We start from the raw sequence: 24,269 nt of genomic DNA, 5'->3' as shown, positions 1-24,269 counted from the left end.
CGGGAACCGCACGCTGGGCAAGATGGGTCAGTCACTACGACCCGGCCACTTCGCGTGGCCGGGACGTAACGGTCGGCGCTCACCGGCCCGTCCCCTGGCTCATCTCCCGAAGACGGAGCGTTTCCATGGCTTCCAACTGCCCGCGCTGCGGGGCCGCATCGCCGGACGAGGCCCGTTTCTGCATGAGGTGCGGGCGCGAGCGGGTGCCGGAGCCGGGGGTGGACGGCGCGTCGGACGCCCCGGCCGACCGCTCCGTGGACGCCCCCGAGGACAGCCTGGCGGACGCCCCCGAGGACAGCGTGGCGGACGCCCCCACCGCCACCGCCGACGCCCCTGGCGAGAGCGGTGCCCAGGCCGAGCCCGAGGCCCCGACTCCCCACCCTCCCACGGCGGTTGACCACCGCCCGGCCCAGCCTCCCGTGCCCCCTCCCGCGAGCCCGCCACCCCCGGCCGCACCGCCCACCCCTGGGCCCCCGGCCCCGGCGGGCCCGCCCCCACCCGTGTACGTCCTGGCGCCCGCCCAGGCCCCGGCCGTGCCCGCCGCCACCCCCTCTCCCGTCGGCGCCTTCTTCGGGCGTACGGTGCGCGGGGACTGGGCCGGTTCCGCGCAGGCCGCGCTGTGGCCGCTCGCGACGCTGCTGATCGTGGCGGTGTCGTGCGCCATCCCCTCCTACGGCCAGGACGACGTGGACGCCGTCGGCTTCGGCGACCGGCTGCGGATCGCGCTCGCCTTCATCCTGCAAGCGGTCGGCGGCAGCCCGGAGCTGACGGGCCGCGAGGAGGGCGACACCTTCGGCTCGTCGTCGTCGGACCCGGTGGTCGAGGGCACGGTGTCCCCGCACCTGATCCCGCTGACGGTGACGGCGCTGTTCATCGGCGCGCTCGTGATCGGCGCGCGCGTCCTCAGGAATCGGCAGCGGGCGCGCGCCGCCGGGGCGCCCGGCGCGACCACAGGGCTCGAAGCGGCCGTCCGCGTCGCCGTCCTGACCGCCGCGGGCGTGCTGGTGCTGGCCCTCTACGGGCAGCCGGAGATCGAGGACGTCGAGCTGTCGTCGGGCCCGTTCCTCGCGCTGCTCGGCTCGTTCGTGCTCACGCTCGGCGTGTCCGCCGCCGTCCTCCAGCGCGACGAGCTGGCGCCGCGCCTGGCCGCCCGGCCCGGCGCGCAGGCGTTCGTACGCGCCACCGGCACCGCGCTGCGCGCCCTCCTGATCGTGCTGGTGCTGGCCTCGGTGACGGCGTATCTGAGCCTCACCCAGATCGATGACTTCGCCGACGCCGCCGACCTGCGCGACTCCGGGATCTCGCCGTACGTCCTCGCGCTGCTGGTGCTCCCGAACCTGGGCGTGGCGGCGCTCGGCCTCGGCTGGGGCGCGCCCCTGGAGTCCGAGGCGAGCCGCAGCAGCTCGTCGTACGGAGGCCGGAACGAGACCGGCACCTTCGACCTGGACAAGCTCGGTGACGTGCTCAACTCGGGCGCGGTCGTGGGCGCGTTGGCGCTCGGCCTGGTGGCGGCCCTGGTGGTCGGCGCGCTGACCGCGCGCCGGTGCGCGAACCGGGGGGAGCAGGTGCTCGGCGCGGGCCTCTTCTTCGCGGTGTACCTGCTGCTGGCGGCGGTCGGCGGCGTCAGCGTCGAGACGTCGGCGAGCGAGTCCGGCTACCGCGGCCGCACCGCGAGCAGCACCGTCGAGGCGGGCGTGAGCGTGCCGGACGTGCTGCTCTTCGGGCTGCTGTGGGTGGCCGGTGCGGTGGTGGTCGGGCCGTTCGTGCTGCGGATCGCGGGCCTGACGCCGTTCGCGGCGGGGGCGGGCGGTGCGGCGGGCGGGTTCGGGCCGGGCGGTCCGGGTGGCCCTGGTGGCCCCGGCGGCTGGGGCGGCTTCGGCGGCCCCGGCGGTTCAAGCGGCCCCGGCGGCCCCGGCGGCGCCCCGGCCCCGGCAGGCCCGCCGGGCGCCCCCGACACCGTGACCGCCGCGGGCGCCCCCACCCCCGGGTACGCCCCCACGCCCCCGGCGGTCCCCGCGGCTCCGCCCGCCCCGCCCGGCCTGGAGTCGGCCCCGACCCAGTCCGCGACCCCGCCCCAGGGCACCGCGTCGGCGGCCCCCGGGCAGGGCACGGCCCCCGCGGCGCAGCCCCAAGCCGCGGGCCAGCCCCCCACCCCCGGCACCCCCACCCCCGTACCGCACCTCGTCTACACCCCCACCCGCCCCGGCCACCTCGCCCCCACCGCGCAGCCCGGCGCCCCCGGCGACACGGGCGGCTCCCGCGGGCGCGCCGGGATCTGGGCCGCCACCCTCGCGGGCGCCCTGGTCATCGGCGGCGGCACCGCGGCAGGCGTCCTGCTCTGGCAGGAGAACGACGACGACAAGGCGGGCCACGAGGCCAGGAACGGCGCCCCCTCCGTCAGCCAGTCCGACGAGCCGCGCCAGGACCAGGCCGACCCCAAGGGCCCGGCCACCCCGGACGGCGCCGAATCGGGCGCGACGGACGGCACCACCGACGACGGCGAGGACAGCGGCGCCGACGGCGACCAGGACAGCGGCGCCGACGGCGGCGACGCCACCGAGGGCGGCACGGAACGCGGCCTCGACGACGCCTCCGTGCCCGCCGGTTCGCAGCGCGTCACCGACGAGAAGGGCTTCTCCTTCGCCGTCCCCACGGGCTGGACGCGGCAGACCAGCACCAACCCGACGCAGATCACGTACGCCGCCCCGAGGGGCCCGGAGAACTTCCAGATCGGCGTCATCCACAACGCCCCGTACACGTCGTACGACAACCTCGCCAACCTGGAGGTCCACGCCAAGAAGGACCCGAACAAGTCGTCCTACCAGCGCGTCCGCCTGGAGCGGAACGCCTTCCAGGGCCACGCGGGGGCGGTCTGGGAGTACACGTACACCGACCGCGCGGACCGTGTGATCCACGCCATCAACCAGAGCTATATCGCGGACGACGGCACCGAGTACGCCATCCAGCTCTCCTGGCGCGAGAACACCTGGCCGACGTCGAAGGGCGAGCGCACCCACCGCACGGCCCTGAACACCTGGCGCCTGATGGGCTGAACCCGGCGGGGGCGGGCGGGGGTCACCACCCGCTGACGCCCACCTCCGGCTCCTCGGGACGCCCCGGTTCCGCCAGCTCCCGCAGGAGGCCGCCGTCCGGTGGCCTCGGCCAGCGCGGCTCGCGCACGCCCGCGCCGCCCTCGTCGTCCTCCGGGCCGAGTTCGAACCACACCGTGACGACGGCGCCGCGCGGCACCTCGGTGCCCGGGACCGGGTACTGGCGCACCACGTACTCCAGGGCCGCCTCGTGGAACGCGGCCCGGTCACCCGCCTCGATGCGCACGCCGTGGGCGGCCGCCGCGTCACGCGCGTCCATCGCCATCAGCCCCAGGAGGCGCGGCACGCGCACCTCCGGCGGCCCGGCGTACCCCGGTGTCTGCGGCACAGGCGTCACCCCCCAGTGGTAGGGGCAGGGTAGCCCGCCGGGGCCGTCCCCGACCCCGGCGGAACGGGCCTACTCCAGGGCGAGCCGGAAGCAGTGCGCCTCGCGGCCCGAGTGGGGCGACACATAGGTCTCGCCGCGCTCCATGCCGAGGCGTCCGGCCACCGCGATGGACCGCTCGTTGCGCGTGTCGATCATCGCGACCACCGAGGCCACGCCCGCCGACCGCAGCCGGTCGAGGGTGGTGCGCGCCGCCGCCGTGACATAGCCGTGGCCCCACGCCGTCCGGGCAAGCCGCCAGCCGATCTCTATCTCGCCGATGGGGCCCCACTCCCAGGGCCAGGGCTGGGCGCCGGTGAGCCCGACCGGCTCGCCGTCGGGGCCGAGCACGGTCCACAGGCAGAAGCCCAACTCCGCGTCGTGCCGCCGCTGCCGCGCGGTCAACTCCTCGTACGCTGACAGCTCGGCGGGCCTGCCCGTGGTGGTGAACCGCATGACCTCCGGGTCGTCGAAGAGCCGGTGCCAGACGACGGCGTCCTCGTCGGTCGGGACGCGCAGTCGCACGTCCACGCGGCTCACGGCGTTCTGGTCGCTCACATGTGGCCCTTCGGCTGATGGGTCGGTACCGCCTCATAGACTGCCTCTATCCCGTGCCCGTCGGCACACTGATTTCGAGCCTTGGGGAGAACCCGCCGTGACCGAGCCGCTCTCCGACACCACCGCCAACTCCGCGGACGTCATCGTCGTCGGCGCCGGTCCGGCCGGTTCGACGACGGCGTACTACCTGGCGAAGGCCGGACTCGACGTGCTCCTGCTGGAGAAGACCGCCTTCCCCAGGGAGAAGGTCTGCGGCGACGGTCTGACCCCGCGCGCCACCAAGCAGTTGGTGGCCATGGGCATCGACATCTCCGAAGAGGCCGGATGGCTGCGGAACAAGGGCCTGCGCATCATCGGGGGCGGGGTGCGGCTCCAGCTCGACTGGCCGGATCTTGCCTCTTTCCCCGACTACGGCCTCGTACGCAAGCGCGACGACTTCGACGAGCAGCTCGCCCGGCAGGCCCAGAAGGCGGGCGCGCGGCTGTACGAGCGGTGCAACGTGGGCGCCCCGATCGTCGACGACCGCACCGGCCGCATCACCGGCGTGGAGGCGCGGCTCGGCGAGGAGAAGACGCCGGTCACCTTCCACGCGCCGCTGGTCGTGGCGGCCGACGGCAACTCCTCGCGGCTGTCCCTGGGGATGGGCCTGCACCGCCGTGAGGACCGCCCGATGGGCGTCGCCGTGCGGACGTACTTCACCTCGCCGCGGCACGACGACGACTACCTGGAGTCCTGGCTGGAGCTGTGGGACCGGCGCGGCGCCCAGGACCGGCTCCTTCCCGGCTACGGCTGGATCTTCGGCATGGGCGACGGCACGTCGAACGTCGGCCTGGGCGTCCTGAACACGTCCGCCGCCTTCAAGGAGCTGGACTGGCGCGAGATCCTCAAGGCCTGGTGCGCCTCCATGCCGGAGGACTGGGGGTACACCCCGGAGAACATGACGGGCCCGATCCGCGGCGCCGCCCTGCCGATGGCCTTCAACCGCCAGCCGCACTACACCAAGGGCCTGCTCCTCGTGGGCGACGCGGGCGGCCTGGTGAACCCGTTCAACGGCGAGGGCATCGCGTACGCCATGGAGTCCGGGCAGATCGCCGCCGAGGTCATGGTGCAGGCCGTGGCCCGCGCCACGCCCGCCCAGCGCGAACTGGCCCTGCGGAACTACCCGAAGACCCTCAAGGAGGTCTACGGCGGCTACTACACGCTCGGCCGGGCCTTCGTGAAGCTCATCGGCAACCCGAAGGTCATGCAGATCGCCACGCAGCGCGGCCTGACGCACCCGATGCTGATGCGGTTCACGCTGAAGATGCTCGCCAACCTCACCGACCCGACGGGCGGCGACGCGATGGACCGCATCATCAACGGCCTGAGCCGCGTGGCCCCCAAGGCCTGAGGCGGTGTCCCCGCGCCCGAAGGGGCGCGGGGAACTGCGCGACCAGCCACCACGCGCCAGCAGGTGGCACCACGGCAGCCAGCGGGCAGGAGAACGAAAGGGCCGCCGCTCCTCTTCGGAGCGGCGGCCCTTTCGCGTTCGGCTCAGAGCACTCGTACCGCTCAGAGCACTCGTACGGCTCCGGAGGCGGGGTAGCCGGAGAGGTCCTGGATCACGACGCCCTTGCTCGGGTTGGCCGCGTCGAGGTACTTGCCGCCGCCGATGTACACACCGACGTGGTACGCGGAGCCCGCGCCGCCCCAGTACAGGATGTCGCCGACCTGCACGTTGGACAGCGACACCGGGGTGCCCGCGGTCGACTGGGCCTGCGAGGTGCGCGGCAGGTTGATGTTGGCCTGCTTGAAGGCGGCCTGCACGAGTCCCGAGCAGTCCCACGAGTTCGGGCCCGTGCCGCCCATGACGTACGCGTCGCCGACCTGGGCCCGCAGGAAGCTGATGACCGCGCTGACGCTGCCGCTCGACGGCGCCGAGACGTTGCTGCTGTCGGACGCCGAGGAGTTCGAGCCCTGGTTGGCGGACGAGCCGCCGGAGGGCGCGGAGGACGTGCTGAGCGTGGTGCGCTCGGTGGACCGCGCGGCGCGCTCGGCGGCGGCCTTGCGCTTGGCCTCGGCCTCGGCCTTGGCCTTCTTGATGGCCTCCGCCTTCTTCTCCGCGGCCTTCTGGTCCTTGGCGGCCTGCTTGGCGGCCTTGGCGGCGGCGGCCTCCTGCTGGGCGCGCGCCTCGTAGCTGTCCGCGGTCTGCTGGGTGGCGTCCGCGGACTGGGCGATCTGGGCGGACAGATCGGCCGTGAGGGTGGGCAGCTCGACGGTCTCGGTCACCGGCTCGGCGGCGTTCGCCGTGCCAGCGGCGCCTGCCACTGCCAGGGTGCTGAGGACGCCACCGGCAACTCCGGCGCGCAGAGCCATCTTCGACGCGCTGCGACGGGGCTTCCGGTGGCTCGGTATGTGAGCGGTGTGGGACATGGGAACAACCGCTATCAGGGACACCGGGTTCCCTTCAAGAAACGTGTGCTGCGCCACAGTTGCGTGCGGCGGTCTCGAATCCCGGGCGTGTCGCCGCTTATTGACGCCGTAACGGGCAATGCGGACAGTCGTGATCACGCCTGTGATCATGGGTTTTCGGTATTACGTCCGAATTGCCCGTGGACTAGCACGCGTTGCTGCCGTTGGCCAAGCCCGGTTGTTTGGCCGGTCGTTCGAATGTGGCGCAGCTCACGTTCCGCCACTCGATCGCCCCGCGTTGCCCCTCCCTGAGATCACATCGAGACCACCCTGAGACCTCCCGGCGGTTTGGTCGCCCGCCCCTCTCCTTATATGTACGCGCGCGACCCTTCTGGCTCTGGGGACCCTGTCGCCCCAGCTGTCGCTTCCGTTGCTTCCGCTGCCGCCGCGCCTCCGTGGATGCCGGGCCGCCGCTCCGGTCCTCGCTGCCGTCGCGGCCTCCGCTCCCGCCCGTCGCGCCCGCACTCGTGAATCGATGCACACGTCCACCTTCGTCCACATCCCTGCCCCTCGGGTGTGAACGCGCCCCACTATCAAGTGATCCCGCCCAGCGCCAATTTGCCTGTAGTGGCCATCACTTGATAATGCAACCCCGCCTCGACCAGGCCCAACGTGCCAAGTTGTCACCTCTGGTGATCACTCAGGTGCTTCGCGTGTGAAGATCACCGCTCATCCGACTTCATGATCCTTCGTCAGGTGGTGGAGATCACAAAGCCGTTGTCGTACCCCGTGTCGCAGATCACAGACCGGCGGGCATAAGATGCGGGGAAGTTGGGCTTGTGACCTGCTTCACATGTAGGCGATCTTCGAGGGCTCCGGAAGCCCGCGGAAGACCGCCGCGGGAGGTGGCGAGCGAGGCCGACGCAACCGCCAGCAGTCAGTGCCGACTGAGAGGAGCGAGGAGCGGTGAACGCGTATGCGCCCATCCTCGTACTGGGAGCCCTCGGAGCAGGCTTTGCGATCTTCTCCGTGGTGATGGCCACGCTTGTCGGGCCGAAGCGGTACAACCGCGCGAAGCTCGAGGCCTACGAGTGCGGCATCGAGCCGACCCCCACGCCGGCCGGCGGCGGGCGCTTCCCCATCAAGTACTACCTGACGGCGATGCTGTTCATCGTCTTCGACATCGAGATCGTCTTCCTCTACCCCTGGGCCGTCACCTTCGACGCCCTGGGGATTTTCGGGCTCGTGGAGATGCTGCTCTTCGTGCTCACCGTCTTCGTCGCGTACGCGTACGTATGGCGGCGCGGCGGCCTGGAATGGGACTGACCCCCGGAAGGGGACAGAGGAGCCACTGAGCATGGGACTCGAAGAGAAACTGCCGAGCGGATTCCTGCTGACCACCGTCGAGCAGGCCGCCGGGTGGGTGCGCAAGGCATCCGTCTTTCCCGCCACCTTCGGTTTGGCCTGCTGCGCCATCGAGATGATGACGACGGGCGCCGGACGGTACGACCTCGCGCGCTTCGGCATGGAGGTCTTCCGCGGCTCCCCGCGGCAGGCGGACCTGATGATCGTCGCCGGGCGCGTGAGCCAGAAGATGGCGCCCGTCCTGCGGCAGGTCTACGACCAGATGCCCAACCCCAAGTGGGTCATCTCCATGGGGGTCTGCGCCTCTTCAGGCGGGATGTTCAACAACTACGCGATCGTCCAGGGCGTGGACCACATCGTCCCGGTCGACATCTATCTGCCCGGCTGTCCGCCCCGGCCCGAAATGCTGATGGACGCGATTCTCAAGCTGCACCACAAGATCCAGAACACCAAGCTCGGCGTGAACGCCGAGGAAGCGGCCCGCGAGGCGGAGGAGGCGGCCCTCAAGGCGCTCCCCACCATCGAGATGAAGGGGCTGCTGCGATGAGCGACGCACACGGCGACGCCACCAACGGCGTCAACCCCGAGAAGGACCTGGGCGCCGCCAACCTCCCCGGCCAGCGCGGCGACGGCGGCGAGGAGGTCCGCGTCCAGCGCGGCATGTTCGGCGCCAACAACGGCGGCGACACCTCCGGCTACGGCGGCCTCATCCGCTCCATCCGGCTCCCCGGCGCGTCCAGCCGCCCCTACGGCGGCTGGTTCGACGAGGTCGCCGACGAACTCGAAGGCGCCCTGGAGGAACAGGGAATCGTCCCCGAGAACGCCATCGAGAAGACCGTCGTCGACCGCGGCGAGCTGACCTTCCACATCGCCCGCGAGCACCTCGTCCGCGTGGCCCAGACCCTGCGCGACGACCCGGCGCTGCGCTTCGAGCTGTGCACCGGCGTCTCCGGAGTGCACTTCCCCGGCGACAAGGGCCGCGAGCTGCACGCCGTCTACCACCTGCGCTCGCTCACCCACAACCGGCTGATCCGCCTGGAAGTCAGCGCCCCCGACGCCGACCCGCACGTCCCGTCCCTGGTGGCGGTCTACCCGACCAACGACTGGCACGAGCGCGAGACGTACGACTTCTTCGGCCTGGTCTTCGACGGCCACCCCGCGCTCACGCGGATCATGATGCCGGACGACTGGCAGGGCTTCCCACAGCGCAAGGACTACCCCCTCGGCGGCATCCCCGTCGAGTACAAGGGCGCCCAGATCCCGGCTCCGGACCAGCGGAGGTCGTACAGCTGATGAGCACTCCTTCTGCCTCTGCCTCCGCCACGGCGCGCGAGACCACCGAAGGCACCGTCTACACGGTCACCGGCGGCGACTGGGACGAGGTCGCCCGCTCCGCCGCCCAGGCCGACGACGAGCGCATCGTCGTCAACATGGGCCCGCAGCACCCCTCCACGCACGGCGTGCTCCGGCTCATCCTGGAGATCGAGGGCGAGACGGTCTCCGAGGCCCGCTGCGGCATCGGCTATCTGCACACCGGCATCGAGAAGAACCTCGAATACCGCACATGGACGCAGGGCACCACGTTCGTGACGCGGATGGACTACCTCACGCCGTTCTTCAACGAGACGGCCTACTGCCTGGCCGTGGAGAAGCTCCTCGGCATCGAGGACCAGATCCCGGACCGCGCCACCATCCTGCGGGTGCTCCTGATGGAGCTGAACCGCATGTCCTCGCACCTGGTGTGCATCGCCACCGGCGGCATGGAACTCGGCGCGACCACGATCATGATCTACGGCTTCCGTGATCGTGAACTCATTCTCGACATCTACGAGTTGATCACCGGCCTGCGCATGAACCACGCGTACATCCGGCCCGGCGGACTCGCCCAGGACCTGCCGCCCGGCGCGGTGGACCAGATCCGCGAGTTCGTGAAGAAGATGAAGAAGAACCTCCCCGAGTACGACAAGCTCGCCACCGGGAACCCCATCTTCAAGGCCCGCATGCAGGACGTCGGCTACCTCGACCTCACCGGCTGCATGGCCCTCGGCGCCACCGGCCCCATCCTGCGCTCCGCCGGACTCCCGCACGACCTGCGCAAGACCGACCCGTACTGCGGCTACGAGACCTACGACTTCGACGTCCCGACCGCCGACACCTGCGACTCCTACGGCCGCTTCCTGATCCGCGTCGAGGAGATGCGCCAGTCGCTGCGCATCATCGAGCAGTGCCTGGACCGGCTGCGGCCCGGGCCCGTCATGGTCGCCGACAAGAAGATCGCCTGGCCCGCCCAGTTGGCCCTCGGCCCCGACGGCCTCGGCAACTCGCTCGACCACATCAAGAAGATCATGGGCACCTCCATGGAGGCCCTGATCCACCACTTCAAGCTGGTGACGGAGGGCTTCAGGGTCCCACCGGGCCAGGCCTACGCCGCCGTCGAGTCGCCCAAGGGCGAACTCGGGGTGCACGTCGTCTCCGACGGCGGCACCCGCCCCTACCGGGTCCACTTCCGCGACCCGTCCTTCACCAACCTGCAGACCATGGCGGCGATGTGTGAGGGCGGCCAGGTCGCCGACGTCATCGTCGCCGTCGCGTCCATCGACCCCGTGATGGGAGGCGTCGACCGGTGACCACCGCCGAATCCGAGGGCGTCAGCCTGGGCATGCCCCAACTGCCCCCTCCGGACTACCCGGCCGACGTCCGCGCACGCCTCGAAGCGGACGCGCGCGAGGTCGTCGCCCGCTACCCGGACTCCCGCTCGGCACTGCTGCCGCTGCTGCACCTGGTGCAGGCCGAGGAAGGGCATGTGACGCGCACCGGCATGCAGTTCTGCGCGGACGTGCTCGGCCTGACCACCGCCGAGGTGACGGCCGTCGCGACCTTCTACACCATGTACCGGCGCAAGCCCTCCGGCGACTACCAGGTCGGCGTCTGCACCAACACCCTGTGCGCCGTCATGGGCGGCGACGCCATCTTCGAGGCCCTCCAGGAGCACCTGGGCATCGGCAACGGCGAGACCACCGACGACGGCAAGGTGACGCTCGAACACATCGAGTGCAACGCCGCCTGCGACTTCGCGCCCGTCGTGATGGTCAACTGGGAGTTCTTCGACAACCAGACCCCGGGCAGCGCCAAGCGCCTCGTCGACGACCTGCGCGCGGGCGCCCCCGTCGCACCGACCCGCGGCGCCCCGCTGTGCACCTTCAAGGAGACCGCGCGGATCCTCGCGGGCTTCCCCGACGAGCGCCCCGGAGCCGTGGAGGCCACCGGCGGCGCGGGCCCCGCCTCGCTGGTCGGGCTGCGCCTGGCCAAGGGCGAGGCGCCCCCCGCGCGCGTGGTCCACCCGCGAGCGGGCGGACCGGAGGGCTCCCAGCCGCACGACCCGTCGCCCAGCGAGCACCTGAGCTCGCACGACGCACCGCAGAGGACCTCGGCGTCCGACCCGGCCCACCCCGCGGGCCCGGTCGACGCGGACCGTGAGGAGGGGGAGTGATGACCGTGGCAGCGGAGCAAGGGGGCACCGCCCGCCCGGGCGGAGCCGAGGGCGGGGAGAGACCAGCCCCGAGAAGCTGCTCGCACCGGTCCTTACGGCCTTCTGGGACGAGGAGAAGTCCTGGACCCTGGACGTCTACCGGAGGCACGACGGCTACGAGGGACTGCGCAAGGCGCTCGCGATGGCGCCCGACGACCTCATCGCCTACGTGAAGGACTCCGGACTGCGCGGCCGGGGCGGCGCGGGCTTCCCCACCGGGATGAAATGGCAGTTCATTCCGCAGGGAGACGGCAAACCGCACTATCTAGTTGTCAACGCCGACGAATCGGAGCCCGGGACCTGCAAGGACATCCCGCTCCTCTTCGCCAATCCGCACAGCCTCATCGAGGGCATCGTGATCGCCTGTTACGCGATCCGTTCGTCGCACGCGTTCATCTATCTGCGGGGCGAGGTCGTGCCCGTCCTGCGACGGCTGCACGAGGCCGTACGCGAGGCCTATGCGGCGGGCTACCTCGGCAAGGACATCCTGGGCAGCGGACTCGATCTGGAACTCACCGTGCACGCGGGCGCGGGCGCGTACATCTGCGGTGAGGAGACCGCGCTGCTCGACTCGCTCGAAGGCCGCCGTGGCCAGCCGCGACTCCGTCCCCCCTTCCCTGCGGTCGCGGGCCTCTACGCGTGCCCCACTGTTGTCAATAACGTCGAGTCCATCGCGTCGGTTCCCGCGATCCTGCATCGCGGAAAAGACTGGTTCAAGTCGATGGGCAGCGAGAAGTCCCCGGGCTTCACGCTGTACTCGCTCAGCGGCCACGTCGCCTCGCCCGGCCAGTACGAGGCTCCCCTCGGCATCACGCTGCGCCAACTGCTCGACATGAGCGGCGGCATGCGGCCAGGACACCGCCTCAAGTTCTGGACGCCGGGCGGCTCGTCGACGCCGATGTTCACCGACGAGCACCTCGACGTGCCGCTGGACTACGAGGGCGTGGGCGCCGCGGGGTCCATGCTCGGCACCAAGGCGCTCCAGTGCTTCGACGAGACCACCTGCGTCGTGCGGGCCGTCACCCGCTGGACCGAGTTCTACGCCCACGAGTCCTGCGGCAAGTGCACGCCCTGCCGCGAAGGCACCTACTGGCTCGTGCAGTTGCTGCGCGACATCGAGGCGGGCAAGGGCGTCATGGCCGACCTCGACAAGCTGAACGACATCGCCGACAACATCAACGGCAAGTCCTTCTGCGCCCTCGGCGACGGCGCCGCCTCGCCGATCTTCTCCTCGCTGAAGTACTTCCGCGAGGAGTACGAGCAGCACATCACCGGCAGGGGCTGCCCCTTCGACCCCGCCAAGTCCACCCTCTGGGCCGACCGGCCCGCGGCGAACACGGAGGTGAACGCATGACAGTGACCACCAGCGCTCCCTCCGGGGGCGGGGAGGCGGCGGTTCCGCCGGAGGACCTGGTCACGCTGACCATCGACGGCATCGAGATCAGCGTCCCCAAGGGCACCCTGGTGATCCGCGCCGCCGAACTCCTCGGCATCGAGATCCCCCGCTTCTGCGACCACCCGCTGCTCGACCCGGCCGGTGCCTGCCGCCAGTGCATCGTCGAGGTCGAGGGGCAGCGCAAGCCGATGGCCTCCTGCACCATCACCTGCACCGACGGCATGGTGGTCAAGAGCCACCTCACCTCGCCGGTCGCGGAGAAGGCCCAGAAGGGCGTGATGGAGCTCCTGCTCATCAACCACCCGCTGGACTGCCCGGTCTGCGACAAGGGCGGCGAGTGCCCGCTGCAGAACCAGGCCATGTCGCACGGCACCGCCGAGTCCCGCTTCGAGGGCAGGAAGCGCACCTACGAGAAGCCCGTGCCGATCTCCACCCAGGTGCTCCTGGACCGCGAGCGGTGCGTGCTGTGCGCCCGCTGCACCCGCTTCTCCAACCAGATCGCGGGCGACCCGATGATCGAGCTGCTCGAACGCGGCGCGCTCCAGCAGGTCGGCACCGGCGACGGCGACCCCTTCGAGTCGTACTTCTCCGGGAACACCATCCAGATCTGCCCGGTGGGCGCCCTCACCTCGCACGCCTACCGGTTCCGCTCCCGCCCCTTCGACCTGGTGTCCTCGCCGTCGGTCTGCGAGCACTGCGCGGGCGGCTGCGCCACCCGCACCGACCACCGGCGCGGCAAGGTCATGCGGCGCCTCGCGCAGGACGACCCCGAGGTCAACGAGGAGTGGATCTGCGACAAGGGCCGCTTCGGCTTCCGGTACGCCCAGCAGCCCGACCGCCTGACCACGCCCCTGGTGCGCAACGCCGACGGCGCCCTGGAGCCCGCGAGCTGGCCCGAGGCCCTTGAGGCCGCCGCCCGCGGCCTCGCCGCCGCGCGCGGCCGGGCCGGGGTCCTCACCGGCGGGCGGCTCACCCTGGAGGACGCCTACGCGTACAGCAAGTACGCGCGCGTGGCGCTCGACACCAACGACATCGACTTCAGGGCGCGGGTGCACTCCAGTGAGGAGGCCGACTTCCTGGCGGCCCGCGTCGCCGGGCGCGGCCGCGACCTGGACGGCACCGGAGTCACGTACACCTCCCTGGAGAAGGCGCCCGCCGTCCTGCTCGTCGGGATCGAGGCGGAGGAGGAGGCGCCCGGCGTCTTCCTGCGGCTGCGCAAGGCCTGGCGCAAGCACGGCCAGCGCACCTTCGCTCTCGCCACGTACGCCACCCGGGGCCTTCAGAAGGCGGGCGGCACGCTGCTGCCCGCCGCGCCCGGCACGGAGACGGAGTGGCTGGACGCCCTCGCCTCCGGAGTGGGCCTGGAGGACGACGGCGCCAAGGCCGCCGAGGCGCTGCGCTCCGAAGGGGCCGTGCTCGTCGTCGGCGAGCGGCTCGCGGCCGTGCCGGGCGGGCTCACCGCCGCCGTGCGGGCCGCGTCCGCCACCGGGGCGCACCTGGTGTGGATTCCCCGTCGCTCCGGAGAGCGGGCGGCCATCGAGGCGGGCGCCGTGCCGTCGCTGCTGCCGGGCGGGCGCCCGGCCACCGACCCGCGCGCCCGGGAGGAGGTCGCCGCCGCCTGGGGCGTGGCCGAACTCCCGCACCGCTACGGCCGCGACACCGGCCAGATCATCGAGGCCGCCGCGACCGGTGAACTCAGTGCCCTCCTGGTGGCGGGCGTCGAGGTCGCCGACCTGCCCGACCCGGCACGCGCGCGGGAGGCGCTGGACGCGGTCGGCTTCCTGGTCTCCCTGGAGCTGCGGCCGAGCGAGGTGACCGAGCGCGCCGACGTGGTCCTCCCGGTGGCCGCCGTCGCCGAGAAGCCGGGCACCTTCCTCAACTGGGAAGGCAGGGCCCGGCTCTTCGACGCGGCCCTGAAGCCGGACCAGATGACCCGCCGCCTGGCGCCCACCGACGCGCGCGTCCTGCACATGCTGGCCGACGCGGGCGACGTCCACCTGGGCCTGCCGGACCTGCTGACCACCCGGCGCGAGCTGGACCGCCTCGGCGGCTGGTCCGGGCCGCGCGCCACGGAACCCCTGGAGACCGGCGCCCAGCCGCCGCGTCCCGCCGCGGGCGAGGCCGTGCTCGCCGGGCACCGGCTGCTGCTCGACCAGGGCCGCCTCCAGGAGGGCGACGACGCGCTCGCCGGGACGCGGCACGCGGCGGTGGCCCGGCTCTCCCCGGCCACCGCGGCCGAGGCGGGCGTCAAGGACGGCGAGCCGCTCGCCGTCACCGGCACCGCGGGGCGCACCGAACTGCCGCTGAAGGTCACGGCGATGCCGGACCGCGTGGTGTGGCTGCCGCTGAACTCCGTGGGCGGCGGCGTCGCGTCGGACACGGGCGCGCGGCCGGGCGAGCTCGTCAGGATCGGCCCCGCTGTCCGCGTCGCGCCCGCCGAGGGCGCCCAGGAGGTGCAGTCATGACCCCCATGACCCAGCTCGCCGCCGAGGACCTGTCCATGTTCGGCCGCGACCCCTGGTGGCTGATCGGGCTCAAGGCGGTCTTCTGCTTCGCGTTCCTCGTGGTGTCCGTGCTGTTCGCCATCGTCTGGGAGCGCAAGGTCGTCGCCTGGATGCAGCTGCGCATCGGCCCCAACAGGAACGGCCCCTGGGGCTTCCTCCAGTCCCTCGCGGACGGCATCAAGCTGATGCTCAAAGAGGACCTGATCGTCAAGCGCGCTGACAAAGTCGTGTACATCCTCGCGCCCGTCGTCGCCGCGATCCCGGCCTTCATGGCGATCGCCGTGATCCCCTTCGGGCCCGCGGGCAACGAGGTGTCGATCTTCGGCCACCGCACCACGATGCAGCTCACCGACCTGCCGATCGCGATGCTGTACATCCTCGCGGTCGCCTCCGTGGGCATCTACGGCATCGTGCTCGCGGGTTGGAGTTCCGGATCCACCTATCCGCTGCTCGGCGGCCTGCGCTCGTGCGCGCAGATGATCTCGTACGAGATCGCGATGGGCGCCGCGTTCGCGTCGGTGTTCCTGTACTCCAACTCGATGTCGACGTCGGCGATCGTGGAGGCCCAGCAGGAGCGCTGGTACGTGCTGCTGCTGCCGGTGTCGTTCCTCATCTACATCGTGACGATGGTCGGTGAGACCAACCGCGCGCCGTTCGACATGCCGGAGTCCGAGGGCGACCTCGTCGGCGGCTTCAACACCGAGTACTCGTCGATCAAGTTCGCGATCTTCATGCTCGCCGAGTACATCAACATGATCACCGTCTCGGCGGTGGCCACGACGCTGTTCCTCGGGGGCTGGCGCGCCCCGTGGCCCATCAGCACCTTCTGGGAGGGCGCCAACCACGGCTGGTGGCCGATGGCCTGGTTCGTGCTCAAGGTGCAGCTGCTGCTGTTCTTCTTCATCTGGCTGCGCGGCACCCTGCCCCGCGTCCGCTACGACCAGCTGATGAAGCTCGGCTGGAAGGTCCTCATCCCCGTCTCCGTGGTGTGGCTGATGCTCGTCGCCACGGTCCGCGCGCTGCGCAACGAGGACTACGACTTCGCTCAGATCGCCCTCTACGTAGGCGGCGGAGTCCTCGCCCTGCTGTTGCTCTCCCTGGTGGCCGACCTCTTCCGCGACCGACGGGAGAAGGAGGAGGCGGCGGCGGGCGCCGCGGACGAGGCCGCCTTCGACCCGATGGCCGGTGGCTATCCGGTGCCCCCGCTGCCCGGCCAGACCCTGCCGCCGGTCCCGCGGCGACGCCCGCGCCACGAGCGGGAGTTGATTGTCAGTGGTGGGCCCGATACTCAAAGTGACGGAAAGGAGGCGTCCGATGGCTGAGCAGTCGAACAAGCCGGAGCGGCGGAACCAGCCGCACCCGCCCGAGCGGCGGGAAGCGGTCGACCCGCAGCAGTCGAACCAGTCGGACCAAGGGTTCCAGAACCCGGTCGCGGGCTTCGGCGTGACCTTCAAGGCCATGTTCAAGAAGCGGCTGACCGAGCAGTATCCGGAGCAGCAGAAGACCACCGCTCCCCGGTTCCACGGCCGGCACCAGCTCAACCGCCATCCGGACGGCCTGGAGAAGTGCGTCGGCTGCGAGCTGTGCGCCTGGGCCTGCCCGGCCGACGCGATCTACGTGGAGGGCGCGGACAACACGGAGGAGGAGCGCTACTCCCCGGGCGAGCGGTACGGGCGGGTCTACCAGATCAACTACGCCCGCTGCATCTTCTGTGGCCTGTGCATCGAGGCCTGTCCCACGCGCGCGCTGACGATGACGAACGAGTTCGAGCTCGCCGACAGCAGCCGCGCCAACCTGATCTTCACCAAGGACCAGCTGCTCGCGGGCCTTGAGGAGGGCATGGTCGACGCCCCGCACGCGATGTATCCCGGCACGGACGAGGGGGACTACTACCGCGGCCTGGTGACCCAGGCCGCGCCGGGCACCGAGCGCCAGGTCGCCGTCTCCAAGGGGGAGCAGCCCCCCTCCGCGGAGGCGGCCCGGGAGCAGGGGGTGGACGCATGACCTCCGTAGCGGCCTACACCACCTCCACCGGCGAGGCCGTCCAGTTCTGGGTGCTCGGCACGGTCGCGGTCATCGGCGCGCTGTGCACGATCCTCATGAGGAAGGCGGTGCACAGCGCCCTGTGCCTCGCCGGGACCATGATCATCCTGGCGGTGTTCTACCTCGCCAACGGCGCGTACTTCCTGGGCATCGTCCAGATCGTCGTCTACACCGGCGCGATCATGATGCTGTTCCTGTTCGTGGTCATGCTGGTCGGTGTCACCGCCGCCGACTCGCTGAAGGAGACCATCAAGGGCCAGCGCTGGCTGGCCCTGCTGTGCGGCCTCGGCTTCGCCATCCTGCTGTTCGCGGGGATCGGCAACGCCTCGCTGAAGGACTTCAGGGGCCTCGGCCGGGCCAACGAAGGCGGCAACGTGGAGGGCCTGGCGTCCCTCATCTTCACCAAGTACGTCTTCGCCTTCGAGATCACCGGCGCCCTGCTGATCACCGCCACGGTCGGCGCGATGGTGCTCACCCACCGCGAGCGCACGGAGCGCGCCAAGACCCAGCGCGAGCTGGCCGAGGAGCGGGTGCGCGCGGGCAAGCACCTGCCGCCGCTGCCCGCCCCCGGTGTGTACGCCCGGCACAACGCCGTGGACATCGCGGGCCTGCTGCCGGACGGCACGCCCTCGGAGCTGACGGTCAACAAGACGCTGCGCGAGCGCGGCCAGATCCGGGACGTCTCCACGGAGGCCCTGGACGACCTGCGGGCCCTGGAGCAGCGCTCCGCGGACCGCCTGGCCCGCCCCAACCTGCGCCGCACGGACCCGCGGCGCGACGGCGACGGCGACCGCGCCGCGCGGACCGAGGAGGCCTCCAAGTGAACCCGGTGAACTACCTGTACCTGGCGGCGCTGCTGTTCGCCATCGGCGCCACCGGCGTGCTGATCCGGCGGAACGCGATCGTGGTCTTCATGGGCATCGAGCTGATGCTCAACGCCTGCAACCTGGCGTTCGTCGCGTTCTCCCGGCTCCACGGCAACCTGGACGGCCAGATCATCGCCTTCTTCACGATGGTGGTGGCCGCGGCCGAGGTCGTGGTCGGGCTCGCGATCATCATCTCGCTGTTCCGCTCCCGTCACTCGGCCTCGGTCGACGACGCCAGCCTGATGAAGCTGTAAGGGGTCGCAGAATCGTGGAGAAAATGATTGCGCTGCTCGTCGCGGCGCCCCTGCTCGGAGCGGCCGTGCTGCTGTGCGGCGGCAAGCGGCTCGACCGCGTCGGCCACTGGCTCGGCACGCTCCTCGCGGCGGTCTCGTTCGTCGTCGGCCTCGCGCTCTTCAGCGACATGCTCGGCAAGGGCGCCGAGGACCGCGCGCTGCACCAGCACCTGTTCAGCTGGATCCCCGTCGAGGGCTTCCAGGCGGACGTCGCCTTCCAGCTCGACCAGCTGTCGATGACGTTCGTCCTGCTGATCACCGGCGTCGGCACCCTGATCCACCTGTACTCGATCGGGTACATGGAGCACGACGAGCGCCGCCGCCGCTTCTTCGGCTATCTGAACCTGTTCCTCGCGGCGATGCTGCTGCTCGTCCTCGCCGACAACTACCTGCTGCTGTACGTCGGCTGGGAGGGCGTCGGCCTCGCCTCGTACCTCCTGATCGGGTTCTGGCAGCACAAGCCCAGCGCGGCCACCGCGGCGAAGAAGGCCTTCCTGGTCAACCGCGTCGGCGACATGGGCCTGTCGATCGCGATCATGCTGATGTTCACCACCTTCGGGACGTTCGCCTTCGGGCCCGTCCTGGAGTCCACCGGTGAGACCAGCGAGGGCAAGCTGACGGCGATCGGCCTGATGCTGCTGCTCGCGGCGTGCGGCAAGTCCGCGCAGGTGCCGCTCCAGTCCTGGCTCGGGGACGCGATGGAGGGCCCGACCCCGGTCTCGGCCCTGATCCACGCGGCGACGATGGTGACCGCGGGCGTGTATCTGATCGTGCGCTCCGGGGAGATCTTCAACGCCGCGCCGGACGCGCAGCTGGCCGTCACCGTGGTCGGCGCCGTGACGCTGCTCTTCGGTGCGATCGTCGGTTGCGCGAAGGACGACATCAAGAAGGCCCTCGCCGGATCCACGATGTCGCAGATCGGGTACATGATCCTGGCCGCGGGCCTCGGCCCCATCGGCTATGTCTTCGCGATCATGCACCTGGTGACGCACGGCTTCTTCAAGGCCGGGCTCTTCCTCGGCGCCGGTTCGGTCATGCACGGCATGAACGACGAGGTGGACATGCGCAAGTACGGCGGCCTCAGGAAGTACATGCCGGTGACGTTCGTGACCTTCGGGCTCGGCTATCTGGCGATCATCGGCTTCCCGGGTCTGTCCGGCTTCTTCTCCAAGGACAAGATCATCGAGGCGGCGTTCGCCAAGGGCGGCACCGAGGGCTGGATCCTCGGCTCGGTGGCCCTGCTCGGCGCGGCCATCACGGCGTACTACATGACGCGGGTGATGCTCCTGACCTTCTTCGGAGAGGAGCGCTGGCGCCACCGGGCGACGGCCTCCCCCAGGAGCCGAGCGTGGAGCCCGCCGCCGAGACGCGCGGCGCGCACAGCGAGCACGCGGAGCCGCACCCGCACGAGTCGCCCAAGTCCATGACGATCCCGATGGTCCTGCTGGCCTTCGGCTCGGTCTTCGCGGGCGGGTTCTTCAGCGTCGGCGACCGCTTCCTGCACTGGCTGGAGCCGGTCACGCACCACGACCACGGCGACTCCCCGCTGAGCGCCGCCACGGTCACCGGCGCCACCATGGTGGTCCTGGTCATCGGCGTGACCCTGGCCTGGTTCCAGTACGGCCGGGGGCCGGTGCCGGTGGTGGCCCCGCGCGGCTCGCTGCTCACCCGCGCGGCCCGCCGCGACCTGCTCCAGGACGACTTCAACCACGTGGTCCTGGTGCGCGGCGGCGAGCACCTCACCCGCTCCCTGGTGTACGTCGACCACACCCTGGTCGACGGCGTGGTCAACGGCACGGCGGCCTCGGTCGGCGGGCTCTCCGGGCGCCTGCGCAAGCTCCAGAACGGCTACGCCCGCAGTTACGCGGTCTCGATGTTCGGCGGCGCGGCGGTCCTCATCGCCGCGACGCTGCTGATGAGGGCGGTCTGATACCGATGTCCTTTCCTCTGCTGACAGCGACGGCCGCGCTTCCCGCGGTGGGCGCCATCGCCACGGCGGCCGTCCCGGCCGCCCGGCGCACGGCGGCCAAGTGGCTCGCGCTGCTGTTCTCGGTGGCCACGCTCGGCCTCGCCGTCGCGGTCCTGGTCCGCTTCGACCCGGACGGCGACCGCTACCAACTCACCGAGTCGCACTCCTGGATCAAGGACTTCGGAGTGCGGTACGAACTGGGCGTCGACGGCATCGGGGTCGCCCTGATCGCGCTCACCGCCCTGCTGATGCCCTTCATCATCCTGGCGGGCTGGCACGACGCCGACCCTGAGGAGACGCAGAGCAAGCGTTGGCGACCGACGCAGGGCTACTTCGCCCTGATCCTCGCCGTCGAGGCGATGGTGATCCTCTCCTTCGAGGCCACCGATGTGTTCCTGTTCTACGTGTTCTTCGAAGCCATGCTCATCCCGATGTACTTCCTCATCGGCGGCTTCGGAGACCGCGCCGCCCCTGCTCGATATGCCGCTGCCGCGGCGGGGGCAGCGACGAGAACGCCTCGGCGCAGCGCAGCTACGCCGCGGTGAAGTTCCTCCTCTACAACCTGGTCGGCGGCCTGATCATGCTCGCCGCCGTGATCGGTCTCTACGTAGTGGCGGGGAACTTCTCGCTCCAGGAGATCGCCGAGGCGCGGGCCAACGGCTCGCTCGACATGGCGACCAACACGGAGCGGCTGCTGTTCCTCGGCTTCTTCTTCGCCTTCGCGGTGAAGGCCCCGCTGTGGCCGCTGCACACCTGGCTGCCGAACGCGATGGGCGAGGCCACCGCCCCGGTGGCGGTGCTGATCACGGCCGTCGTGGACAAGGTCGGCACGTTCGCGATGCTGCGCTTCTGCCTCCAGCTGTTCCCGGAGGCCTCGAAGTGGGCGACGCCCGTGATCCTCGTCCTCGCCCTGGTCTCCATCGTCTACGGGGCGCTGCTGGCGGTCGGCCAGCGCGACATCAAGCGCCTGGTGGCGTACGCGTCGATCTCGCACTTCGGGTTCATCATCCTCGGCATCTTCGCGATGACCTCCCAGGGGCAGTCCGGCGCGACGCTCTACATGGTCAACCACGGCCTGTCGACGGCCGCCCTGATGCTGGTCGCGGGCTTCCTGATCTCGCGCCGCGGCTCGCGTCTGATCGCGGACTACGGAGGCGTGCAGAAGGTCGCCCCGGTGCTCGCGGGCACGTTCCTCATCGGCGGTCTGGCCACGCTGTCGCTGCCGGGGCTCGCGCCGTTCGTCAGTGAGTTCCTGGTCCTGGTGGGCACGTTCGCGCGCTATCCGGCGGTCGGGATCATCGCGACCTTCGGCATCGTGCTCGCCGCGCTCTACACCCTCGTCCTCTACCAGCGGACGATGACGGGCCCGGTCAAGCCCGAGGTGGCGAGCATGCCCGACCTCAGGGTGCGCGAACTGGCCGTGGTGGCCCCGCTGATCGCCCTGCTGCTCTTCCTGGGCGTGTACCCGAAGCCGGTCACCGAGATGGTGAACCCGGCGGTGGAGCACACCATGTCCGACGTACAGAAGAAGGATCCCCGGCCCGACGTGGAGGCGGCGAAGTGAGTGCGACAGCCGTCCACAGCCTGTGGACAGTGGCGGCCGAGCCGGTCGACAAGATCGACGCTCCGAAGTTCGAGTACGGTCAGCTCGCGCCGACCCTGATCGTCATCGGCGCCGCCGTCATCGGGGTGCTCATCGAGGCCTTCGTGCCGCGCAGGTCCCGCTACTACGCCCAGCTCTTCGTGTCGGTCGTGGCGCTCGGTGCCGCCTTCGCCGCGGTCGTCGCCCTCGCCTCCGGGGGTACGGCACCACGAAGGCCAAGATCGCCGCCATGGGCGCGGTCGCGGTCGACGGGCCCGCGCTGTTCCTCCAGGGCACCATCCTCCTCGCGGGGCTGGTCGCGATCTTCACGTTCGCGGAGCGGCGCCTGGACCCGGCGGCGCACGGCAACCGCGTCGACTCCTTCGTCGCCCAGGCCGGATCCGTGCCCGGCGGCGCCGGTGAACAGGCCGCCGTGAAGGCCGGGTTCACCACCACCGAGGTGTTCCCGCTCGCCCTGTTCGCGATCGGCGGCATGCTCGTCTTCCCGGCGGCCAACGACCTCCTGACGCTGTTCATCGCCCTGGAGGTCTTCTCACTGCCGCTGTACCTGCTGTGCGCGCTGGCCCGCCGCAAGCGCCTGATGTCGCAGGAAGCCGCCGTGAAGTACTTCCTGCTCGGCGCCTTCGCCTCCGCGTTCACGCTGTTCGGCATCGCCCTGCTGTACGGCTACGCGGGCTCGGTGTCGTACGGCACCATCGCGCGGGTCGTCGACGGCACCGTCGAGACGGTCGACCCGGCGCTCGCCGACACCATGGGCAACGACGCGCTGCTCCTGATCGGCGCGGCGATGGTCGTCATGGGCCTGCTGTTCAAGGTCGGCGCGGTGCCGTTCCACATGTGGACGCCCGACGTCTACCAGGGCGCCCCGACGCCCGTCACCGGCTTCATGGCGGCGGCGACGAAGGTGGCCGCGTTCGGCGCGCTGCTGCGCCTGCTGTACGTGGTCCTGCCGGGCCTGCGCTGGGACTGGCGGCCGGTGATGTGGGGCGTCGCGGCGATCACGATGCTCGGCGGCGCGATCGTCGCGATCACGCAGACCGACATCAAGCGGCTCCTCGCGTACTCGTCGATCGCGCACGCGGGCTTCATCCTCGCCGGTGTCATCGCCACCACGGAGGACGGCGTCTCGTCGGTGCTGTTCTACCTGGGCGCGTACTCGTTCGTGACGATCGGCGCGTTCGCGGTGGTGACCCTGGTGCGGGACGCGGGCGGCGAGGCGACGCACCTGTCGAAGTGGGCGGGGCTCGGGCGCCGCTCGCCCCTGGTGGCGGCCGTTTTCGCCGTCTTCCTGCTGGCCTTCGCGGGCATCCCGCTGACCTCCGGGTTCTCCGGCAAGTTCGCGGTGTTCAAGGCGGCGGCGGACGGCGGCGCGGGCGCGCTGGTCGTGGTCGGCGTGATCTCGTCGGCGATCGCCGCGTTCTTCTACATCCGGGTGATCGTGCTGATGTTCTTCAGCGAGCCCAAGGCGGACGGCCCCTCGGTGGCCGTGCCGTCGCCGCTGACGACGGCGGCCATCGGGGTCGGCGTCGCCGTGACGCTGGTGCTCGGTGTGGCGCCGCAGTACTTCCTGGACCTCGCCGGTCAGGCGGGCGTGTTCGTGCGCTGACCTGGACGGTCCCGCGTGGGCCCCGGCTCCTTGAGGAGCCGGGGCCCACGCGCGTGCGGTCAGGGCTGCGCGGGGCAGTGGACGGCCGGGTTCCAGGGGGAGAGCCTGCCGCTCGGGTTGTCCTTGTACAGCCAGGCGTGCAGGTCGTAGTGGATGGGCATGCCCGGGAAGTGCCCGTCCATCGGCCCGTCGAAGGGCTGCCCGAACAGGGACGGGCGGTCGTCGTCGGTGCCCTTGTCCTGGTCGGCGTCGTAGACGATCCACTCGACGGCGACGAGCTTGCGCCTGCCGTCGGCGGTGTCCTCGTAGAGCAGCGCGGCGGGCTTCGCCGGGTCGACGGAGCCGATGTTCGCGGGGTTGACGTAGTGGTAGCCCATGCCGCCGAGGTCCGGGTCGGCGGCGCACTCGTCGGTGCGGGCGAAGCCGTCGTTGATCGCGAGCGGTTCGTACGCGTACTTGGCGGTCGCGGCGTAGACCTTGGCGAACTCCGCCTGCCGCGGGGGCGGCGGAGGTGCCGGGGCGGCCGCCAGCGCGGGCGCCGGGGCCAGGGCGAGACCGGAGGCCGCCGCCAGGGCCAGCGCGGCCTGGGCGGTACGGGACAGAGGCATGGAGGGGCTCCTCGGACGGGTGAGGCGCGCTGGGGCGCCGTGAGGGGCGGGCTCAGCCCCCGGG

At 71.1% G+C, this 24,269-nt stretch carries 17 protein-coding genes and 3 pseudogenes; 16 read left to right on the top strand and 4 right to left on the bottom strand.

The window, feature by feature from the left end:
• Nucleotides 1-125: 125 nt before the first annotated feature.
• The gene (locus tag ACOBQU_RS16170) at nucleotides 126-3,053 is read left to right on the top strand and encodes a hypothetical protein (protein ID WP_423627673.1); all 2,928 of its coding nucleotides are present in this window, start codon (nucleotides 126-128) and stop codon (nucleotides 3,051-3,053) included.
• 22 nt (nucleotides 3,054-3,075) lie between these two features.
• Here ACOBQU_RS16170 and ACOBQU_RS16165 read toward each other — a convergent pair whose 3' ends face one another.
• Together ACOBQU_RS16165 and ACOBQU_RS16160 are read right to left on the bottom strand one after the other, a co-directional pair.
• Nucleotides 3,076-3,438 (bottom strand): PASTA domain-containing protein, encoded by a 363-nt coding sequence (locus ACOBQU_RS16165; RefSeq protein ID WP_423627671.1) that lies wholly within the window; start codon nucleotides 3,436-3,438, stop codon nucleotides 3,076-3,078.
• A 69-nt stretch (nucleotides 3,439-3,507) separates the two neighbouring features.
• Entirely contained in the window at nucleotides 3,508-4,032 is a 525-nt protein-coding gene (locus tag ACOBQU_RS16160; protein WP_423627669.1) for a GNAT family N-acetyltransferase, read from the bottom strand.
• A 97-nt stretch (nucleotides 4,033-4,129) separates the two neighbouring features.
• Between ACOBQU_RS16160 and ACOBQU_RS16155 the strand changes: the two genes are divergently transcribed.
• Nucleotides 4,130-5,422, top strand: coding sequence for a geranylgeranyl reductase family protein (locus ACOBQU_RS16155; protein ID WP_423627668.1), 1,293 nt, complete (start codon nucleotides 4,130-4,132; stop codon nucleotides 5,420-5,422).
• A 161-nt stretch (nucleotides 5,423-5,583) separates the two neighbouring features.
• Here the strand turns inward: ACOBQU_RS16155 and ACOBQU_RS16150 are convergent, their stop codons facing one another.
• The gene (locus tag ACOBQU_RS16150) at nucleotides 5,584-6,444 is read right to left on the bottom strand and encodes a C40 family peptidase (RefSeq protein WP_423627666.1); all 861 of its coding nucleotides are present in this window, start codon (nucleotides 6,442-6,444) and stop codon (nucleotides 5,584-5,586) included.
• Nucleotides 6,445-7,389: 945 nt separating this feature from the next.
• On the opposite strand from ACOBQU_RS16150, the gene ACOBQU_RS16145 reads away from it, so the two are divergent.
• The 14 genes and pseudogenes from ACOBQU_RS16145 (at nucleotide 7,390) to nuoN (ending at nucleotide 23,597) form a co-directional block, all read left to right on the top strand.
• The gene (locus ACOBQU_RS16145) at nucleotides 7,390-7,749 is read left to right on the top strand and encodes an NADH-quinone oxidoreductase subunit A (protein WP_030678082.1); all 360 of its coding nucleotides are present in this window, start codon (nucleotides 7,390-7,392) and stop codon (nucleotides 7,747-7,749) included.
• A 31-nt stretch (nucleotides 7,750-7,780) separates the two neighbouring features.
• Nucleotides 7,781-8,335 (top strand): NuoB/complex I 20 kDa subunit family protein, encoded by a 555-nt coding sequence (locus ACOBQU_RS16140; protein ID WP_423627664.1) that lies wholly within the window; start codon nucleotides 7,781-7,783, stop codon nucleotides 8,333-8,335.
• Nucleotides 8,332-9,081: an NADH-quinone oxidoreductase subunit C gene (locus ACOBQU_RS16135; protein WP_423627662.1), complete on the top strand. Its 750-nt coding sequence runs from the start codon at nucleotides 8,332-8,334 to the stop codon at nucleotides 9,079-9,081. The genes ACOBQU_RS16140 and ACOBQU_RS16135 overlap by 4 nt, the downstream gene beginning before the upstream one ends.
• Complete coding sequence (locus ACOBQU_RS16130) at nucleotides 9,081-10,415, top strand: NADH-quinone oxidoreductase subunit D (RefSeq protein ID WP_423627660.1); 1,335 nt, start codon at nucleotides 9,081-9,083, stop codon at nucleotides 10,413-10,415. Before ACOBQU_RS16135 ends, ACOBQU_RS16130 begins: the two co-directional genes overlap by 1 nt.
• Nucleotides 10,412-11,278 carry an NADH-quinone oxidoreductase subunit NuoE gene (gene nuoE, locus ACOBQU_RS16125; RefSeq protein ID WP_423627658.1) on the top strand — a complete coding sequence of 289 codons (867 nt, stop codon included), beginning with the start codon at nucleotides 10,412-10,414 and terminating at the stop codon, nucleotides 11,276-11,278. Before ACOBQU_RS16130 ends, nuoE begins: the two co-directional genes overlap by 4 nt.
• A gap of 76 nt (nucleotides 11,279-11,354) precedes the next feature.
• Nucleotides 11,355-12,671 carry an NADH-quinone oxidoreductase subunit NuoF gene (gene nuoF / locus ACOBQU_RS16120; RefSeq protein ID WP_423634527.1) on the top strand — a complete coding sequence of 439 codons (1,317 nt, stop codon included), beginning with the start codon at nucleotides 11,355-11,357 and terminating at the stop codon, nucleotides 12,669-12,671.
• Nucleotides 12,668-15,178 (top strand): NADH-quinone oxidoreductase subunit G, encoded by a 2,511-nt coding sequence (locus tag ACOBQU_RS16115; RefSeq protein ID WP_423627656.1) that lies wholly within the window; start codon nucleotides 12,668-12,670, stop codon nucleotides 15,176-15,178. Before nuoF ends, ACOBQU_RS16115 begins: the two co-directional genes overlap by 4 nt.
• Entirely contained in the window at nucleotides 15,175-16,539 is a 1,365-nt protein-coding gene (nuoH, locus tag ACOBQU_RS16110) for an NADH-quinone oxidoreductase subunit NuoH (RefSeq protein WP_423627655.1), read from the top strand. Before ACOBQU_RS16115 ends, nuoH begins: the two co-directional genes overlap by 4 nt.
• On the top strand, nucleotides 16,532-17,221 hold the full coding sequence (nuoI, locus tag ACOBQU_RS16105) for an NADH-quinone oxidoreductase subunit NuoI (protein WP_423627653.1): 690 nt from the start codon (nucleotides 16,532-16,534) through the stop codon (nucleotides 17,219-17,221). Before nuoH ends, nuoI begins: the two co-directional genes overlap by 8 nt.
• The gene (locus ACOBQU_RS16100; protein ID WP_423627651.1) at nucleotides 17,218-18,084 is read left to right on the top strand and encodes an NADH-quinone oxidoreductase subunit J; all 867 of its coding nucleotides are present in this window, start codon (nucleotides 17,218-17,220) and stop codon (nucleotides 18,082-18,084) included. The genes nuoI and ACOBQU_RS16100 overlap by 4 nt, the downstream gene beginning before the upstream one ends.
• Nucleotides 18,081-18,380, top strand: coding sequence for an NADH-quinone oxidoreductase subunit NuoK (gene nuoK, locus ACOBQU_RS16095; protein WP_384795440.1), 300 nt, complete (start codon nucleotides 18,081-18,083; stop codon nucleotides 18,378-18,380). The genes ACOBQU_RS16100 and nuoK overlap by 4 nt, the downstream gene beginning before the upstream one ends.
• A 14-nt stretch (nucleotides 18,381-18,394) precedes the next feature.
• A pseudogene (gene nuoL, locus ACOBQU_RS16090) lies at nucleotides 18,395-20,349 on the top strand (NADH-quinone oxidoreductase subunit L).
• A 5-nt stretch (nucleotides 20,350-20,354) separates the two neighbouring features.
• A pseudogene (locus tag ACOBQU_RS16085) lies at nucleotides 20,355-21,952 on the top strand (NADH-quinone oxidoreductase subunit M).
• Nucleotides 21,949-23,597: pseudogene (gene nuoN / locus ACOBQU_RS16080) on the top strand (NADH-quinone oxidoreductase subunit NuoN). The pseudogenes ACOBQU_RS16085 and nuoN overlap by 4 nt, the downstream one beginning before the upstream one ends.
• A gap of 59 nt (nucleotides 23,598-23,656) precedes the next feature.
• On the opposite strand, the gene ACOBQU_RS16075 reads toward nuoN, so the two are convergent.
• Nucleotides 23,657-24,205 (bottom strand): hypothetical protein, encoded by a 549-nt coding sequence (locus tag ACOBQU_RS16075; RefSeq protein ID WP_423627649.1) that lies wholly within the window; start codon nucleotides 24,203-24,205, stop codon nucleotides 23,657-23,659.
• Nucleotides 24,206-24,269: the final 64 nt, after the last annotated feature.

The organism is Streptomyces sp. G45, from assembly GCF_049542095.1.
GTDB lineage: Bacteria > Actinomycetota > Actinomycetes > Streptomycetales > Streptomycetaceae > Streptomyces.
The sequence above is the reverse complement of the archived record's forward strand: the minus strand, read 5'-3'. Positions and strand labels throughout refer to the sequence as shown.